At 67.1% G+C, this 16540-nt stretch carries 15 protein-coding genes; 11 read left to right on the top strand and 4 right to left on the bottom strand.

Annotated elements, in window-relative coordinates:
- Window positions 1-51 precede the first annotated feature (51 nt).
- The 3 genes from ABD743_RS03975 to ABD743_RS03965 all read left to right on the top strand — a co-directional run bounded on the left by ABD743_RS03975 (window position 52) and on the right by ABD743_RS03965 (window position 5634).
- The gene (locus ABD743_RS03975; RefSeq protein WP_344718949.1) at window positions 52-876 is read left to right on the top strand and encodes an enoyl-CoA hydratase/isomerase family protein; all 825 of its coding nucleotides are present in this window, start codon (window positions 52-54) and stop codon (window positions 874-876) included.
- Window positions 877-1164: 288 nt separating this feature from the next.
- On the top strand, window positions 1165-1605 hold the full coding sequence (locus tag ABD743_RS03970) for a hypothetical protein (protein ID WP_344718947.1): 441 nt from the start codon (window positions 1165-1167) through the stop codon (window positions 1603-1605).
- Between the two features lie 1029 nt (window positions 1606-2634).
- A complete protein-coding gene (locus ABD743_RS03965; protein ID WP_344718945.1) occupies window positions 2635-5634 on the top strand; it encodes a Pls/PosA family non-ribosomal peptide synthetase in 3000 nt (999 codons plus the stop codon).
- A gap of 123 nt (window positions 5635-5757) precedes the next feature.
- On the opposite strand, the gene ABD743_RS03960 is transcribed toward ABD743_RS03965, so the two are convergent.
- From ABD743_RS03960 to ABD743_RS03950, 3 genes are all read right to left on the bottom strand, one after another.
- Window positions 5758-6399, bottom strand: coding sequence for a DUF4331 family protein (locus ABD743_RS03960; protein ID WP_344718943.1), 642 nt, complete (start codon window positions 6397-6399; stop codon window positions 5758-5760).
- 105 nt (window positions 6400-6504) lie between these two features.
- Window positions 6505-8055: a helix-turn-helix domain-containing protein gene (locus ABD743_RS03955; RefSeq protein ID WP_344718941.1), complete on the bottom strand. Its 1551-nt coding sequence runs from the start codon at window positions 8053-8055 to the stop codon at window positions 6505-6507.
- A 13-nt stretch (window positions 8056-8068) separates the two neighbouring features.
- Window positions 8069-8275 (bottom strand): hypothetical protein, encoded by a 207-nt coding sequence (locus ABD743_RS03950; RefSeq protein ID WP_344718940.1) that lies wholly within the window; start codon window positions 8273-8275, stop codon window positions 8069-8071.
- Window positions 8276-8422: 147 nt separating this feature from the next.
- Between ABD743_RS03950 and ABD743_RS03945 the strand changes: the two genes are divergently transcribed.
- Together ABD743_RS03945 and ABD743_RS03940 are read left to right on the top strand one after the other, a co-directional pair.
- Complete coding sequence (locus ABD743_RS03945) at window positions 8423-8806, top strand: DUF302 domain-containing protein (protein ID WP_344718938.1); 384 nt, start codon at window positions 8423-8425, stop codon at window positions 8804-8806.
- 121 nt (window positions 8807-8927) lie between these two features.
- Window positions 8928-9998 carry a 2,3-butanediol dehydrogenase gene (locus ABD743_RS03940; protein WP_344718936.1) on the top strand — a complete coding sequence of 357 codons (1071 nt, stop codon included), beginning with the start codon at window positions 8928-8930 and terminating at the stop codon, window positions 9996-9998.
- Between the two features lie 23 nt (window positions 9999-10021).
- On the opposite strand, the gene ABD743_RS03935 is transcribed toward ABD743_RS03940, so the two are convergent.
- On the bottom strand, window positions 10022-10312 hold the full coding sequence (locus ABD743_RS03935) for a hypothetical protein (RefSeq protein WP_344718934.1): 291 nt from the start codon (window positions 10310-10312) through the stop codon (window positions 10022-10024).
- Between the two features lie 866 nt (window positions 10313-11178).
- Between ABD743_RS03935 and ABD743_RS03930 the strand changes: the two genes are divergently transcribed.
- From ABD743_RS03930 to ABD743_RS03905, 6 genes are all read left to right on the top strand, one after another.
- Entirely contained in the window at window positions 11179-12453 is a 1275-nt protein-coding gene (locus tag ABD743_RS03930; protein ID WP_344718932.1) for an MFS transporter, read from the top strand.
- 44 nt (window positions 12454-12497) lie between these two features.
- Entirely contained in the window at window positions 12498-13508 is a 1011-nt protein-coding gene (locus ABD743_RS03925; RefSeq protein ID WP_344718930.1) for an amidohydrolase family protein, read from the top strand.
- Window positions 13505-14347 carry a GntR family transcriptional regulator gene (locus tag ABD743_RS03920; protein ID WP_344718929.1) on the top strand — a complete coding sequence of 281 codons (843 nt, stop codon included), beginning with the start codon at window positions 13505-13507 and terminating at the stop codon, window positions 14345-14347. The genes ABD743_RS03925 and ABD743_RS03920 overlap by 4 nt, the downstream gene beginning before the upstream one ends.
- Window positions 14348-14447: 100 nt before the next feature.
- The gene (locus ABD743_RS03915) at window positions 14448-15107 is read left to right on the top strand and encodes a cyclase family protein (protein ID WP_344718927.1); all 660 of its coding nucleotides are present in this window, start codon (window positions 14448-14450) and stop codon (window positions 15105-15107) included.
- The gene (locus ABD743_RS03910) at window positions 15104-15982 is read left to right on the top strand and encodes a fumarylacetoacetate hydrolase family protein (RefSeq protein ID WP_344718925.1); all 879 of its coding nucleotides are present in this window, start codon (window positions 15104-15106) and stop codon (window positions 15980-15982) included. Before ABD743_RS03915 ends, ABD743_RS03910 begins: the two co-directional genes overlap by 4 nt.
- A gap of 47 nt (window positions 15983-16029) precedes the next feature.
- Window positions 16030-16470, top strand: coding sequence for a RidA family protein (locus tag ABD743_RS03905; RefSeq protein WP_344718923.1), 441 nt, complete (start codon window positions 16030-16032; stop codon window positions 16468-16470).
- Window positions 16471-16540 lie beyond the last annotated feature (70 nt).

The raw sequence follows: 16540 nt of genomic DNA, 5'->3' as shown, positions 1-16540 counted from the left end.
GCGATGCTGGATTTATATTTTATATGCAGAACACTCGACGATGGGACGATCATGAATGAGACACCCCTGCAGATCGAGCGCAAGTCCGCCGAGTACTGGACCGTCACGTTCGACAACCCGCCGCTGAACCTCCTCGATCCCGAGGTCGTACTGGCCCTGCGGGATCTGCTGGCCGCCCTCGAGGCGGACGAGGCCGTCAAGGTCGTGGTGTTCAACAGCGCCGACGAGGACTACTTCATCTCCCACTTCGACGTCGTCCGTGCGGCGGAGATGCCCGGCCCGGGGCCTACGGGGCTGCCGGCCTGGACCGACATCGTGGTCCGCCTGGCCCGCGCGCCCTTCGTCAGCATCGCCGCGATCCGCGGCCGCACCCGCGGCGTGGGCAGCGAGTTCGTGCTGGCCTGCGACCTGCGCTTCGCCAGCCGCGAGCGAGGGATCCTCGGCCAGCCCGAGGTCGGGGCCGCCCTGGTCCCCGGCGGGGGCGCCCTGGAGGCGCTCCCCCGCCTCGTCGGCCGCTCCCGGGCTCTGGAGATCGTCCTGGCCGCCGACGACTTCGACGCCGCCACCGCCGAGCGGTACGGATGGATCAACCGCGCCGTCGCGGACGTCGATCTCTACGACGTGGTCGACACCATTGCCACCCGTATAGCCGGATTTGATCGCGACGCCCTCAGCACCGCAAAGAGAATCATCAACCAACGCGCCGAGCCCGTGTCGGCAGAGGACATCAACGAATCGGCCCGCGAGTTCCGACGTCTCGCCGTCTCACCCGCCGGCCGGGCACGGGTGGCCGACCTGCTCGCCCGCGGCATGCAACAACGCAGCGAGTTCGAACTGAACTTCGGCACGGAGCTCGCCCGGACCCACCCGGCCTGAGGTCTCACCTGCAACCAGCGAGGTCGCAGCCCGTCGGGCACCTTCGCAGCACGCCGGCGCGCTGCGAGGGCGCTCCACGCGTTGCGCGGTGCTCGCACGAATCGTCGCGCGTGCCAATTTGGCCCTCTGATGTGTGATTGGCCACGCCTGCCTTTCCTTCCGGCGCCTGCACGCAGCACTGTGGAAACGTGAGGTGCCGGTTACCGGCGGCATCTCTTGCATGATCGTGAAATGCAGAGCCCGGCATTCACCACGCTGCCGTCGGCTGCACCGTCCATACGATGATCGGTGATCAGTATGTGCCACACGGGGGAGAACGTGCTCTTCCTCAGCTTTCCCGAGGATGCGCAGATAGCCACGGCCGGAGCAGCCGCAGCGGCGCTGCCCCAATTGCGCCACATCGCGGTTCTCGACCGGGGGCACGACGGGCGGATCCGCGCGGCAGAAGGACACCCGGCGGCCGGTCGCGCCCCGGTGCTGGACAAGGTGATCACTGCCGTTCAGGACGGCCTGCTGCCCGGCTACGCCGCCCTCGTTCACCCTGGTCGTCCGGTCATCCTCGTCGCCGCCCGCGACCAGTTCGCGGAGGTGTTCGCGGCCGCCGCTGCCGACGCGGGCGTCGTCCTGAATCGACTGCGCGTGCCATGGACCGAGGCCGGGCCGGCGTCCGCACGGCGAATCCGGATCACCTCGAGCCGGCGTCCCTTCACAATGTGCACGCGGCGCTGATCCGGTAGGCCGACCGCCATCCCCTGACATCTCGAGGGCGAGCGCACGTCGCGCACACATGGGCGCAGTGAGATCGACCGCAGGCACTGATCATCATTTCGCCACTGCGGTCCACGTCTCGCGTGACGAGGGAGACCGTGATGACGCCCGCAAAGTGCAGTCGGGATGGACGATCTTCAGTATGCTTCGTTTGCTACGCCATACGTGCTCGAACTCGCGGCACTCATGCGCACGGCGTATGCCTCTTTTCTCAAGCCCGAGTAAAATCCAGCACCCAGGCATTGCCTTCGGATTACTTTTCGGGCCGAGACAAAGGATTCCGCTGAACATTCGCTTCCCCGCAAGCATTCCCGACCAGCCTGCCGTCAGACAATCCGACAACGGCATCGGGTCAACGGCCGAGGCGGCCATCGGCGTTGATCAGTTCTTCTGCGACGCACCGCTCCGACAGCAGCTCAGTATTCTTGTGACAGTTCTCAGGATCGGCTTCGCTCACTCCGTCCGTCACCACCGTGCGCCACGTTCTGCCTGGTACATGGCCTGTGACGGCCGTCCGCCGCTTGACCAGAGAGCATCTCCCGGCGCTCCCACAAAGGCTTCCCCATACCGTCACCACCCGATGATCGCGGTCGATCCCGGCACGCTACTTATGTTCTGAAAGCATCGTCACTCGCTTGACATCGTCACGCCAAGCGCGGCTACTCTGGAATCGTCCCAACCAGCAGTACCCCGTGCAGCGCCAACGCCGCCTCACGCACGCCATCGGGTCTCTGGGCGCCCCGCAGCGTGCCGCGACGTGAGGAGCAAGACCAGCGATGCCTTCGCTCGACGACCTAGCCAGGCCGGTTTCCCGGCGCCGGTTCGCCACCTGTCCGGGGATCGGCCACTCGTCGATCCAAGCTGGCCACAGTCCCCGATCTCCGTAGTCGCAAAGGCTCCGCAGATTCTCCTCATGCGATTGAGCACACGCCGCCGGGCGGCCTCGCACGCGCATGACCACGACCACCTCGATTGAAGGAGCTCACATTCGTGGGAGAACTTGTCGAGAGTTCCAGCGCCCATGTAGTTGATCTCTCAACCACACAGATCGACCACGTTCGTCCGGCCACGAGCACCGAGCAGAAGCTCGCGGAGGTACTGGCCGAGATCGTCGGCACCGAGCGGGTGTCCGCCCATAGCAACTTCTTCGACGACCTCGGCGCGGACTCGCTGCTCATGGCCCAGTTCTGCGCACGGGTCAGGAAGCGGCCGGATCTGCCGACGGTGTCGATGAAGGACGTCTACCGGCACCCGACGATCAGCGGCCTGGCAACGGCACTCGGGGAACCGGTGCCGGCTCCCGGCGATCTCGGTACCGAGAAAGCCCTCGCGGAGATCCTGGCCGAGATCGTCGGCACCGAACACGTCTCCGCCGACAGCAACTTCTTCGACGACCTCGGCGCCGACTCACTACTCATGGCCCGCTTCTGCGCACGAGTCAGGAAGCGGCCCGACCTGCCGAACGTGTCGATCCAGGACGTCTACGCGCACCCCACCCTCAGAAGCCTCGCGACAACGCTCACCAAACCCGTGCAGGCTCCCGGCGACCCCGGTACCGAGAAAGCCCTCGCGGACGTCCTGGCCGAGATCGTCGGCACCGAACATGTCTCCGCCGACAGCAACTTCTTCGACGACCTCGGCGCCGACTCACTACTCATGGCCCGCTTCTGCGCACGAGTCAGGAAGCGGCCCGACCTGCCGAACGTGTCGATCCAGGACGTCTACGCGCACCCGACCGTCAGGAGTCTCGCAGCCACCCTCGCAAAACCCGCACCCACGCCTGCGGAGTCGCCGGTCACGACGTCACCGGGGGTGGCAGCGCCGGCGAGCCGGCTGGAGTACATCGTCTGCGGAACACTGCAGTTCCTGGTCTACGTGGGGTACGCCTTCCTCGTCGCGATCGTTTTTCTGTGGGGCTACGACTGGGTATCCGAGGCCTCCGGCCTGTCCCACGTCTACCTGAGATCGCTCGTGTTCGGCGCGGCGATCTTCCTCGGTCTTTCCATCCTTCCGATCCTGGCGAAATGGATTCTCGTCGGCCGGTGGAAGCCCCGGAAGATCCGCATCTGGAGCCTGGGCTACGTCCGCTTCTGGACCGTGAAGATGCTCGTCCGCGTGAGCCCGATGATGATGTTCGTCGGATCGCCGCTCTACCTGGTGTATTTGAGGGCGCTGGGCGCGCACATCGGGAGACGGGTGTTGATCCTCTCCCGTGACATACCCGTCTGCACCGACCTGCTCACCATCGGCGACAACACCGTGATCCGCAAGGACTCGTTCTTCAGCTGCTATCGCGGCCGCGCCGGACTCATCGAGACCGATCGTGTCACCCTCGGCAAGAACGTGTACGTCGGCGAAGCCACGGTGATCGACATCGGCACGGCGATGGGCGACGACACCCAGCTCGGCCATTCCTCCTCGCTGCACACGGGCCAGTCCGTACCGGACGGCGAACACTGGCACGGCTCTCCCGGACGGCGCACAGAGGTGAATTACCAGACGATCGAGCAGCAGGTCAGGGTCGGCGGGCTACGAAAGGCCGTCTCCATGGTCCTACAGGTGCTGAGCCTTCTGTTCGTCGTCCTGCCGGTGACGATCGGCGGCGTCGCGCTCGTGCTCATCGCCATCCCACGGCTGGCCATGGCGCTGGGCGCAAACGCGCTGGACCTGACGGACTGGCAGTTCTACCTCTACGCCCTGGCCGCGTCCTTCATCATCTTCTTCGGCCTGGTGCTCGCGGGGTTACTCGTCATAACCACCGTCCCGCGCCTGCTCGGCCTCTTCATCAAGCCGGACAAGGTCTATCCCCTGCACGGTTTCCATCACTCGCTGCACCGGGTGATCACGCGGCTGACCAACCTGCGCTTCTTCACGTACCTGTTCGGTGACAGCTCCTACATCGTCAACTACCTGAACCGGCTCGGGGGGGACGTGTCCCGGAAGGAGCAGACCGGGTCGAACTTCGGCCTGGAGGTGAAGCACGAAACCCCGTACATGCTCACCGTCGGTCCTGCAGCGATGGTGGCCGACGGGCTCTCGGTCATCAATGCCGACTACACGAGCACGTCCTTCCGGGTCTCCCGGGCGACGATCGGTGCGCACACCTTCCTCGGCAACAACGTCTACTACCCCGCGCAGAGCCGCCTGGGCGAGAACTGCCTCGTGGCGTCGAAGGCGATGGTGCCCATCGACGGACCACTCCGGGAGAACGTCGGGCTGCTGGGCTCGCCCAGCTTCGAGATCCCGCGATCGGTCCACCGCGACACCAGGTTCGACCACCTGCGGAGGGGACGCACGCTGCGCCGCCGCCTCGCCGCCAAGAACAAGCACAACCTCCGGACCATGGGGTTGTACCTGCTCGCGCGGTGGGGCTACTTCTTCGGCGCCGTCGTGCTGTTCCTGGCCGCCGACGAGCTCGATCGCACGTTCGGCACCTGGGTGGACCTGCCGGCCGACTTCCTGTTCCTGTTGAGCGTTCTCTACTTCGTTCTCGTCGAACGTGTCGTCACCGGGTTCCGCAGGCTGCAGCCCCGGTACTGCTCGATCTACGACCCGCACTTCTGGTGGCACGAGCGCTTCTGGAAGGTGCCTGCGATGGGCTACTTCCTCCGGGCTTTCGACGGCACCCCGTTCAAGAGCATGCTCTGGCGGCTTCTGGGCGTGCGGGTCGGCAAGCGTCTGTTCGACGACGGCTGCGGGATGCCGGAGAGGACGCTGGTGACCATCGGCGACGACGTCACCCTCAACGTGCACTCGAAGATCCAATGCCACTCCCAGGAGGACGGCACATTCAAGTCCGACCGCATCACGATCGGCACCGGCTCCACCCTCGGTGTCGGTGCGTTCGTCATGTACGGCGCGACGCTGGGAGATGGTGCCGAGCTCGAGCCCGACTCGTACCTCATGAAGGGCGAGGACGTCGCGCCGCATTCGCGATGGGGCGGAAACCCAGCCATCGAGCTTCGGGAGGGCCTCGCGCAGGCTGCATGACGACGTGATCAACGGCGGCCGAACCGTCTGGCCCAAGGTGAGTGTCTGCGCAGTCGAAAGTGCCCCGCGATCAGGGACCAGGATCTCCTGGACCCCTGATGGCGGGGCGCTCGCGGTTGACGGCTATCGGGCGCCGAGCCCGCATTCACTCCCACGCTGGAGGGCGGCGCTCATCGACATGACGAACGGACCGGAGTCGGTGTCGATCAGGGTCGCGCCCCAGAAGCCGATGGTGCGGGTCGCCAGGATCTCGTCGGCGAGCTCGATCACGATGGCTCCGACGTCGGTGCCGCCGGGCAGGGCCGCAGCCTCGTCGAGGACGAAATCCTCTACTGCGACGCGCCCGAGACCCGAGTTCGTCGTCCGCGCCGCGGCGATGCCGGCGTCCATCACGGAGGACGGATCCGCCGCCGGTCCGGCGAGGGCTCGCACAGCGCCGCCGTCGGCGCAGACCTCCCCCGTGACTCCTGTGAGGAGCACGACGCCCAGCGCTTCGGCCCGATTGAACCGGCGAAGGACCCAACGCTGCCGGCGTTCGTTGTCCACCTCGTCGAAGGTGAACGAGAACGTGACGTCCTCGACCCCGTCGTCGTCGAGATCGAGCTTGAACTCATACAGCCCTTGGGGATGGAAACCGTGGTAACCGGACAACGGGTCGACGTCCATGACGAGAACCGTGCCCACGGTGCCCCGGAACAGATAGACATCGCAGATGTCCAGGCGCGGGTCCTGCCAGGCGAGTTCCCAGTCGAGCTGCTGCGACATGCGGCCTCCTCACACTGCCCGTGCCGCAACGCTAGGTGCGGGTCACCCTGACCGGCGAGGATCAGTTTGCACATCGACGGCGCACACTGGTAACGGAACCAATCGTCAGGCGCGAGCTCCCACCGGCGATCCGAGATCAGCTGCATGCATCGCCAGCCACAGGTCGTGCCGCGCGCTGGGGCCGTGCAGCAGGGACCGTCGTAGCACCTGCTCCAGCCGGCTGACGCGCTTGCGCGCACCGGACACCGAGATTCCGAGCGCCTCCGCGGTGACGCTCAGCCGCGAGTTGCTGCTCAGCCACGCTCGAAGGGTCGACTCGAGAGGAGACGAGTCCGCGGCCGCACGAACCGGACGGAGTGTGGTCTGTGCCCACTGCTGGACAGCGGGGGCCCGCATCAGCTCGTCGAGTGGGACGGCGGTGTCCGGGCCGGCCGGACGGAGCGTGTCGGCGGAGCACGGCGTCGCCCTGATCCGCAGCGCGAGGTCCAGCGAGGCCTGATGATCCGCGCGGGCGAGGTCGAGCCTGAGTAGCTCCTCGATCCGCTGCAGCCGAGCCGACAACGTGTTTCGGTGGATCTTCAGGTGCCGCGTGGCCGCCATCGAGAACAACAACCACGATTGGGCGGTGGCCGTCAGCTCCTGGGCGTCCGGGTCCGTCGAACGGGCAGGAACATAGGTGATCAGGGGGTTCAGCAGCGCGCTCGCCCATCGCAGGCCCTCGCGACCAACGATCGTGGGGAGATCCAGTTTCGCGTCGAACCGGGCCCAGCGCTCCGCGCGCCCGCGGGCGACGGAGAGCGCATGGATCGCCTGCTCGTAGCCGACCGCGGTGTCGCGCAGCGCCACCACGTCACCCGCTCCCGCAATGCAGCCGACGATGTCCTCCGCGACCGCGACCTCTATCGGCCGGTTCCCGGGCGGCCGACGGCTGTTGCGCACGGCAGCCAGGACGATCACGTGGCGTCGGTAGACGGGGCAGCGCACGATGAACGCACTTCTCCCGGCCAGTTCGGTGCAGCGGCGCACCACCTCGTCGCGCTCCTCGGCGCCGCACTCGAAGACGTAGACCCGCAACGGGTCGGGGAGCGGTGGACGCAACGCCGATGCGATCTGCACGGCCGTCGAGATGTGGCGTGACATCACCAGATGCAGGACGGCCTCGCGGCAACGTGAGTCGGCGTCGTCAACCTGTGTGCGGAGGCGCTGGGTCTCCCCCGCCCACCAGCACGTACCGAGCAGCACCGCCGCGTCGGCCGCCAAGGACCGCGGCACGGAATCCGCACCGACGAACACGAGCACCGGGCCCTGCACACCGGCCGGCACGTCAACGGCCAGGAGTATCGCGGCGTGCGTCTCACCGTCGGCGACGAAGGTTCGCAGACCACGGCCGAACATGTCGTCGAGGGCATCGGCGACGAGCGAGGCGGCCGCGGGTTCGAGGGCAGGCAGTGCGCCGACGAGCACCGCGCCCGACCGGTCCAGCAGCCCGGCCCAGCACCCCGTGCGTTGCGCCAGCCAGCGCACCAGAGCCGCGCCACCGTCGGCGCGCCGACACAGGTGATGCATCGCCTGCACGTCCGACGCACGCTGTGGATCCCGCTCCGGGGAGGACGCGGCGGACCCTGGCTCCAACTCCGCACGGGGCGGTCTCTGCATTCCCACACCATTCTCAGCGGGGCGGTCCCGGGCGGATCGCCAGGGAAATCGGGTGGATCTTCCTCCGCGCGGCAGCGCCGCCGCGATCGACGAAGGACAGCGCGGCTGGTTCGTCGTGGGGAGCGCTACCGGCTCGATCCGGAGCAACCGCCGCGCCGACCGTTTTCAAGATCAGCGAAGAACCGGCCGGGAATCGCCCGTCCTTGCGCTTGCCACCCATTCGATCTCCAATGTCACATTCTCCCGTGTACTCGGCGGGGCCGAGAGATCAATGATATGCGCGAACCAGAACGGCGGGGAGAGGTGCACTTCTTCCAGAGCGGTGACCAATTCGGCGGCCGATGCGGCAGGCGACGATGCTGTCCGCATGACTGAACGACGAACGACGACGAGCGGACACGACTACGAGCACACCGTGGCGCGTCTGGACGCAGAACTGGCCCAGCGCGGGCTGGGGCCCTTCGCACGCATCGACCACGCGGCCGGCGCCCGGTCGGTGGGTCTGCAGATGCCCCCCACGCTGGTGGTGCTGTTCGGCAGTCCTCGTGCGGGCACACCCCTGATGCTGGAGGCACCCGACCTGGCTCTGGACCTGCCGCTGCGCCTGCTCGTGCGCGAGCGAGCCGGCCGCGTCGAGCTCGTCTACACCGATCCGGCCGCGACGGTCGAGCAGCAGGGACTGCCCGCAGCCGCGGCCGCGCCCCTTGCCGAGACCGTGGCAGCGATCGTCGCGGCCGTCGTCGCTCCGTGACGGGCAGGCCGCCGGTGCAACCCGTTGCACGATTGCCTCGTGCCTCCCGGGTGGGTTGACTCGATCGGAGGCCGGCGTCACGCCGGCCGGTTTGCTCGCGCCCGCTGCACAAGGAGGTCACGTGCGCGCTGCACGGTTCCACGGTCCAGGCGACATCCGCATCGACGACGTACCGGACCCGCAGGTCCTGCCCGGCCAGGTGGAGGTGTCGGTCGACTGGTGCGGAATCTGCGGCAGCGACCTTCACGAGTTCCTCGAAGGTCCGATCTTCATCCCGAGAAAGGGTGCACCACATCCGATCACGGGCGCGGAGATTCCCGTCGTCATGGGCCACGAGTTCGCCGGCGTGGTCTCGGCCGTCGGGCCGGGCGTCACAGGCATCTCCGAGGGTGACCGGGTCGCCGTCGAGCCCTACTGGGTGTGCGGCACGTGCGCGGCCTGCGAGGCCGGGCGCTACAACATCTGTCGCAGCCTGGGCTTCGTCGGGCTGTCCGGTGACCAGGGTGGGTTCGCCGAGCGATGTGTCGTCGACGCCCGGTGGATCCACCCCCTCGGTCACCTGCCGACCGACGTCGGGGCGCTCGTCGAGCCGCTGGCCGTCGGCTACCACGCTGTGCGGCTCTCCGGCCTGCGCGAGGGCGGCACCGCCGCAGTGTTCGGAGCCGGGCCGATCGGGCTCGTCACGGCAGCGGCCCTGCGCGCCGCAGGGGCCGCCACCGTGATCGTCGTCGAACCCGCGGCCGCCCGGAAGGCGAAGGCTCCCGGCGCAGGCGCTCACGTCGTCATCGACCCGACCACCGACGACGCTGCTGCGGCGATCCGAGACCTCACCGGGGGAACGGGCGTCGACGTCGCGTTCGAGTGCGCCGGGATCGACGCCGTACTCGCGTCCGCGATCGGCTCGGTCCGGCCGGGGGGAACGGTCGTGAATGTCGCGATCTGGGGCCACGTGCCGCGCGTGGCCATGAACGCCTTGGTCATGAGCGAGGTGCGGCTCCTCGGCTCGCTGGCCTACTGCGGCGATCACTCCGACGTCATCGCCCTTCTCCGCGACGGGAAGGTCGATGCCGAGCAGTTCATCACCGGCCGGATCGGGTTGGACGACCTGGTTGCCGGCGGGTTCCGTCAGCTGATCGACAACAAGGAGGAGAACGTGAAGATCCTCGTCTCCCCCACGGGGATGCCGGCGTAGCGGGGGCTGTTGGGGGCGGGTGATCAGTTCAGGCCGGGTGACCCGGCACTCGCCGCGACGAGGCCACCGGGGGTGGTGACACCGGCAGCAAGGGCCTCGACGCGGCCGGTCCAGGACGGAAGGTCGAGCAGGGTCCTGCCCACGCGCTCGGGGGACGCGGGAGCGATCTCGAACGTAGTGGTCTTGAAGATCGTGCCGGCGCCGCTGTCCATGACCTCCGGGGAGGACTCACGGCACCGGATCGTGAACGAGTCGCTCGCCGCACCGACCGGCAACGCCGCCCGCAGCCGCTCCAGGACGACATCGAGATACACGTGGTCATCCGACCTGTGACGGGGCATGTGCGCCTGCGCCGTCAGCAGCTGAGAGCCTGCGGCCCCGCGCGCACCATCGTTGTCAGCCCACCTCAATGCGACGAAGCACATTCCGGCACCAGCCCGCTCCAAGGCATGTCCGCTGTCGATCCGGTTTGCGTGGTTCACGAGGAGTGCCCTCAGCAGCGCATCCCGGAAGATGAGATTGAACACGTCAAAACGAATATCCATCGTGTCATTCCCGTCAGTTGTCACTGTATGCGCGGTGCGCCGCCGTCAGATTGAGCCACTGACCAGACGCCGCCCGGTGACGCACGTCGGTCGCCCAACTGTCCATCGGGCGACGGATGCGGTGCTGCTGCATCGGCACGTGCCTCACCTCCTCACCATCGCGTCGCGCCGACGGCCACGACCGCCGGTCACGGACCGCGCTTCCGCTGGTCCCGGGCCGACCCGAAGCGATCGGACCGGGGCTGTAGGAAGTGTGGAACGTCGCACCTGTGAGCACGCTGAAGAGACACTCGAATGTGGCGGCCAGGTGCGGACAAACCAGACAAATTTCGGATACAGGACCGACCGATGATCGCTCCTGGGTTCCCAACGGAACGGGTGAAACCGCATTCCTGGTTGAACCGCCCCAGACCGTACGGCAGCGCCTGATTCAGACATCGCCCGAAATGCATATGACATAAATTTCCAGCTAGTAAAACTGTCAACCAGTCGTTGTACCGACTGGAGTACTCGGTATACCGTCGCTTTCCAGTGCGTTCGCCGATGCGATCGGCCCCACCGCCCGCCAGACGTCGCGGGCGCCCGGTCAGACGACCGGACGACCCGGGTTCCGCCCACAGTGCCGAGGAGTGGACATGAGCCAGGCTTCACCGGAGACCGTGGGGACATCGAGTCGAGGGCACCGATCTCAGCGCCTCACCGTCACCGCGATCGTGGTGCTCGCGCTCCTCGCCGCCTCGTACGCGATCAATGCCGCCGACCGGCAGGTGTTCCCGGTCCTGCTCAGCTCGATCACCAAGCACTACGGTTTCTCCCTCACCGAGGGCGGATTCCTCGCCACGATCTTCACCCTCGGCATCGGCCTGGGCGGCATCCCCGCGGGTCGGCTCGCGGATCGTCTGAGCCGCAGGAGCATGATGGTGTTCGGGATCGCGATCTACTCGGCCTTCACGATCCTCACCCCGCTGGCCTTCGGGTTCGCCGATATGGCGGCCTACCGCACGCTGTCCGGAGTGGGCGAGTCCCTGCAGAACGCCGCGCTCTTCTCCGCGGTCGGCGCCTACTTCTACACCCGCAGGTCACTCGCACTCGGCGCACTGAACGTCTCCTACGGGATCGGCGGTGCCCTCGGACCGCTGATCGGTGCGCGGCTGTTCACCGCCAGCGGGAGTTGGAGTCTGCCGCTCTACGTCTTCGGTGTCGTCGGCTTCCTCTTCGTCCTCGGCATCCTGCTGGTGGTCGACAAGGGCTTCACCGAGGCCAAGGACACCGGGCGCGCGCCGCCGGCCACCGGTGCCGAGAGTTCGCCGCTGCCTGCGACGCTGCGCAACCGCAGCAGCGTCGTCCTCTGCCTCACGTGTGCTGCGGCAGGGCTCTCGCTGTACTCCTATCTCGGGTTGTACCCGACGTTCCTGCAGAGCGAGCTCGGTCTCAGCGTGAACGACGCCGGCCTCGCGGCGTCGATGTTCGGCATCGGCTCGCTCGTCGCGAGCATCCCGGCCGGCTATCTCGGCGACCGCTACGGAAACCGCATCATCATCCAGCTCTCCTTTCTGTGCGCGATCATCGTGGGAGCGCTGATGTTCATGGGTGCAAACACCGTGGCGGAACAGACGACCCTGTCGTTCCTCGAGGGAGCGTTCGGCAGCGGTTTCGTCTACGTCAACCTCTACGCGGCGTTGCAACGCTCGGTTCGCCCTTCGCTGGTCGGGCGTGCGTCCGGCGCCTTCGTGACCTGCTTCTTCCTGCCCTCCGCGTTCGCCGGTTATCTGTTCGCGGAGCTGGTGAAGAGCACCGGGTGGACAGGCGCCACGATCGTTCAGCTCATGCTGTTCCCGTTGATCGGAGCCATCCTGATGGCCTTCGCCCGGCTCCCCGAGCCTGCGGTCCGGACACACCTGGCGACATGAACAGCGACCACGGGTTGACGGACCACACCCCAGGAGGGCAGAACATGGAAACCATCGAATTCCGCGATCTTCACGCGCACTATCTGGCGCCGGCCACCATCGCGCGCATCCGGGCGGGCGAGTTCGCGCCGGCGGTGGCGGTCGCCGGGGAGGGGAGCGGGCTGCGGTTCACCTTCCCGACCGGCACCACGCGCACGATGCAGCCGGCAATGGCGGATCTCGACGACCGGCTCCGCCATCTCGACGAGTGCGGGATCGACGTCCAGGTGCTCTCGACATGGATCGACATGTTCGGCTACGACCTGCCGGAGGAGTTGGCGGTCGATTTCCACAGGAGCATCAACGAGGGTCTGGCAGAGGCCGTCTCGTCCCGGCCCGACCGTTTCAGCTTCTTCGCCAGCGTGCCGCTCCCCTGGGGCGACGCCGCGGCGGACGTGCTGGAGGACGCCGTGACGAGGCTGGGCGCGGTGGGCAGCATGATCGGCACCAACATCGACGGCCGGTACCTGGACGACGAGCGGTTGACGCCGTTCTGGCGGGCCTGCGAGCGGTTGGACGCGCCCGTCGAGCTGCATCCGGTCAATGTCGCGGCAGCCGATCGGCTGCGCACCCACGAGTTCGGAAACTTCCTCGGCAACCCGTTCGACACCACGATCGCGGCCGGCTCGCTCATCTTCGGGGGCGTACTCGACCGCCACCCCGCACTCCGTTTCGTGTTGGTGCACGGCGGCGGATACCTGCCCTATGCCGTCGGGCGGCTGTCGCACGGTCGGGAGGCACGTGGCGTAGCGCCGGACCTGCTCCGCCGGCCCGAGGAGTACCTCGACAGGTTCTTCTTCGACACCGTCGTCTACAGCCCCGCCGTGCTCAGCGCGCTCGCGTCGATCGTCGGAGTGGACCGGCTCGTGCTCGGCACCGACTACCCGTTCGACATGGAGCCCCCTGCCGTCTGTTCGATGGTCGCCGAGACCCTCGGTGAGGACGCATTGGCGGCGATCGACGGGACTGCACGCAGCCTCAGCTGCCGGCTCGAACCCGTGGAGTCGCACCGATGAGTCCGAACATCCTGCTGCCCACCGGCGGTTCGCCCGAGCCGAGCTTTGTCCGCGAGATCGCTGCCCCATTCTTCGTTGCTCGACACCAAAAGCAGTTCGAAGATATTTGCGGTGCACTGGGTATACTTCCCGTCATGAGCCCGAGATCGGCGGCCGGCCAAGGGGTCGAGAGTCAGGCGGATATTGCTTACCGGGCGATCTACGGCCTGGTCCTGCGCAACCGCGCCAACAATGACGCCGTATGGTTCGAGCGCCAGCTCGGCGACCAGCTGGGAATGGGTAGAACGCCGGTTCGGGAAGCGCTCAAGCGGCTGCAGAACGAAGGCCTTCTGGTGCCGGTCTCCGCGCACGGCGGTCTTGCGGCCGCCACGATCTCATCCGCCGAAGTGGGCAACGTCTATCGGGTGCGGGCCGTGCTCGAGGCGCTCGCCGCGGAGCTGGCGGCCACTCGTTGCGCCGAGGGCGAGCTGACCCGTTCCCAGCTGACCGAACTCCGTCGACGCGCAGATGCGATCAAGGACCGCGCCGCCGAGCGGGATCTGGCGGGGGTTTCGGAGGTGAACCACCGGTTCCACGAGTACATCGGCGTCCTGGCGGCGAATCCGTTCCTCCAGGACTCACTGGATCGACTGTGGAGCCGCATCGCCATCTCAGCCCTGAGCAACATCGTCGACGACGACGAGTGGGTGGCGGAGATTCATCTGCACCACGACGAGCTCGTACGGCTGATCACCGAGGGCGACGCGGCCGGTGCAGCGGCGATCGCCCGGCGCCACATCGAGCGAGCCTGCGAGGTCTACGTGGCCCATCACGACGCAATGCCGAGCCCGATCGCTTGAAATAGTGTGGCATTGCCCCCATTCCGGGCCTCAACTCATAAATTATTGATACACTTGGTATACCAAATCCGCCAGCAAAGGATGGCATATGCCTGGGAAAATGATCGATCTCAGCGTCGAGGTCTCGACCGAAACAGTCGGACCCCCCTCCACCAACGTCAAAGTGGGGATCGAACGCTTCCACCGAGGGCCGGGTTTCTGGCAGGTGAGCTCCATTCACGCGAGCGTTCACACCGGCACACACATCGACACTCCCCTGCACTGCTACGAGGACGGGTCGACGACGAGCGACGCCTCTCTGCAGGACCTGTCCGGACCGGTCGCGCTCTTCGAGCTCGACAAGAAGCCGAGCGAGCCGGTCACCTGGGACGACCTCGAGACGGCCGACCCCGGTATCCGGGAGGGCGATGTCGCCGTGCTGGCCACCGGCTGGACCGACCGGATGTGGGGCACCTTCCCCCGGTACTACACCGAGTCGCCCTACCTCGCCGAGAGCGGCGCGCAGTGGTTGCTGACGAAGAAGCCCACCGCGGTCGTCTTCGACTTCTTCGAGGAGGAGTGCGCCAGGAAGACGGACTTCACCTCGGAGGAGTTCGTCGTGCACCGGATCCTGCTCGGCGGCGGCGTGTACCTCGTCGAGCACGCCACCCAGCTCCACCTGCTCAGGAACACGAGCGCCACCATCTACGCCGCGTTCTACAAGCTCGCCGACTGCGATGGGTCCCCTGCCCGGCTGTTCGCCATCTTGGAGGACGCATGAGAATCGCGACCATCGACTGGTCGGGCACCACCTCGGCCGCTGTGGTGTTCGAGAGCGGTCTGGCTCCCGTCCGGGCGCTGCCGGGCCGCGAATCGGCGGTCGACGCGGTCGGTGTCATCGGCACCCCGCTCACCTCCGACGAGCTCGTCGCGCTCGAGCGAGGCGACTTGGTGCCGCGAGCGTCGGCGACGTTGCGCGCCCCGATACCCCACCCACCGAAGAACGTGCTGTGTGTCGGCAAGAACTACCGTGAGCACGTTGCCGAGGGCGCGCGAGCCGAAGGACGCACCGACTTCTCCGTGCCGGAGCGGCCGGTGTGGTTCACCAAGCCTGCCAGCGCTCTCGTGGGCGACGGCGGCAGCATCATCCAGGATCCCGAGTTCACCAAGGCACTCGACTACGAGGGCGAGCTCGCGATCGTCATCGGCCGTGGCGGCAAGTCGATCCCGGCGGACGCCGTCTTCGACCACATCTTCGGCTACACGATCGTCAACGACGTCACCGCACGCGATGTCCAACAGGCTCACCTGCAGTGGTTCCGAGGCAAGTCGGCCGACAGCTACGCGCCGTGCGGGCCGTGGATCGTCACCGCCGACGAGATCAAGGAGCCGGAGGCCCTCGACCTCACCACCCGGGTCAACGGCGAGGTGCGCCAGCACGACAACACGCGCAACCTGCTCTTCGGGATCCCCACGCTGGTCAGCAACATCAGCCAGGCTCTCACGTTGCAGCCAGGAGACATCATCGCGACCGGTACGCCGTCCGGCGTCGCGTGGGGCATGGACACCCCTCGCTACCTGACTGCGGGTGACGTCGTCGAGGTCGAGGTCGAGGGCATCGGAACGCTCACCAACACCGTGGTCCCGGCTCCCTGACGCAGGGCGGCGGCTCCTCCCGTCCACCTCGATCCGTGGAGAGTGCGTTGACGACCATCATCACCGGCGGTGCCGACCCGAACGAGATGCCGTTCAGCATCGCCGTCAGCACCGGCGCGAATCCGCGCACCGTGCAGATTTCCGGAGCGACCGCCTTTCCCCTCGTCCACAAGCACCCGCACGACGAGGACGAGCTCCGGGTACCGGCCGGGCTCTACGACCAGACCGTTCGCGCGTTGCGCAACCTCCGTACCGCCTTCGATGCCGCGGGCGCTGCCGTCACCGACATCGTGAAGGTCGTCATCTACAACACGCGAATGGACCAGCAGGACGAGGTCAACCGGGCCTACACGGAGTTCTTCGGCGACCATCGGCCGGCCCGGACACATGTCGGAGTGAACGCGCTGGTGGGCACGGGCCTGCTCATCGAGATCGAAGCAACGGCCGTGGTCGGCGACGGACCAGTCGAAACACGCGACCACTTCTAGTCACCGCAACCAGCACGCGCCCACATTTCCCCGCGCCGACCCCCGTCGTCGGCATGCCTCGTCGACCGCG

The organism is Pseudonocardia yunnanensis, from assembly GCF_039534065.1.
GTDB lineage: Bacteria > Actinomycetota > Actinomycetes > Mycobacteriales > Pseudonocardiaceae > Pseudonocardia > Pseudonocardia yunnanensis.
The sequence above is the reverse complement of the archived record's forward strand: the minus strand, read 5'-3'. Positions and strand labels throughout refer to the sequence as shown.

Coding starts and splice junctions, on each gene's coding strand:
- ABD743_RS03975 (WP_344718949.1), top strand. CDS start 52: ATGAATGAGACACCCCTGCAGATCGAGCGCAAGTCCGCCGAGTACTGG.
- ABD743_RS03960 (WP_344718943.1), bottom strand. CDS start 6,399: ATGTCGCAGCAGCTCGACTGGGAACTCGCCTGGCAGGACCCGCGCCTG.
- ABD743_RS03955 (WP_344718941.1), bottom strand. CDS start 8,055: ATGCAGAGACCGCCCCGTGCGGAGTTGGAGCCAGGGTCCGCCGCGTCC.
- ABD743_RS03950 (WP_344718940.1), bottom strand. CDS start 8,275: ATGGGTGGCAAGCGCAAGGACGGGCGATTCCCGGCCGGTTCTTCGCTG.
- ABD743_RS03945 (WP_344718938.1), top strand. CDS start 8,423: ATGACTGAACGACGAACGACGACGAGCGGACACGACTACGAGCACACC.
- ABD743_RS03930 (WP_344718932.1), top strand. CDS start 11,179: ATGAGCCAGGCTTCACCGGAGACCGTGGGGACATCGAGTCGAGGGCAC.
- ABD743_RS03925 (WP_344718930.1), top strand. CDS start 12,498: ATGGAAACCATCGAATTCCGCGATCTTCACGCGCACTATCTGGCGCCG.
- ABD743_RS03920 (WP_344718929.1), top strand. CDS start 13,505: ATGAGTCCGAACATCCTGCTGCCCACCGGCGGTTCGCCCGAGCCGAGC.
- ABD743_RS03915 (WP_344718927.1), top strand. CDS start 14,448: ATGATCGATCTCAGCGTCGAGGTCTCGACCGAAACAGTCGGACCCCCC.
- ABD743_RS03910 (WP_344718925.1), top strand. CDS start 15,104: ATGAGAATCGCGACCATCGACTGGTCGGGCACCACCTCGGCCGCTGTG.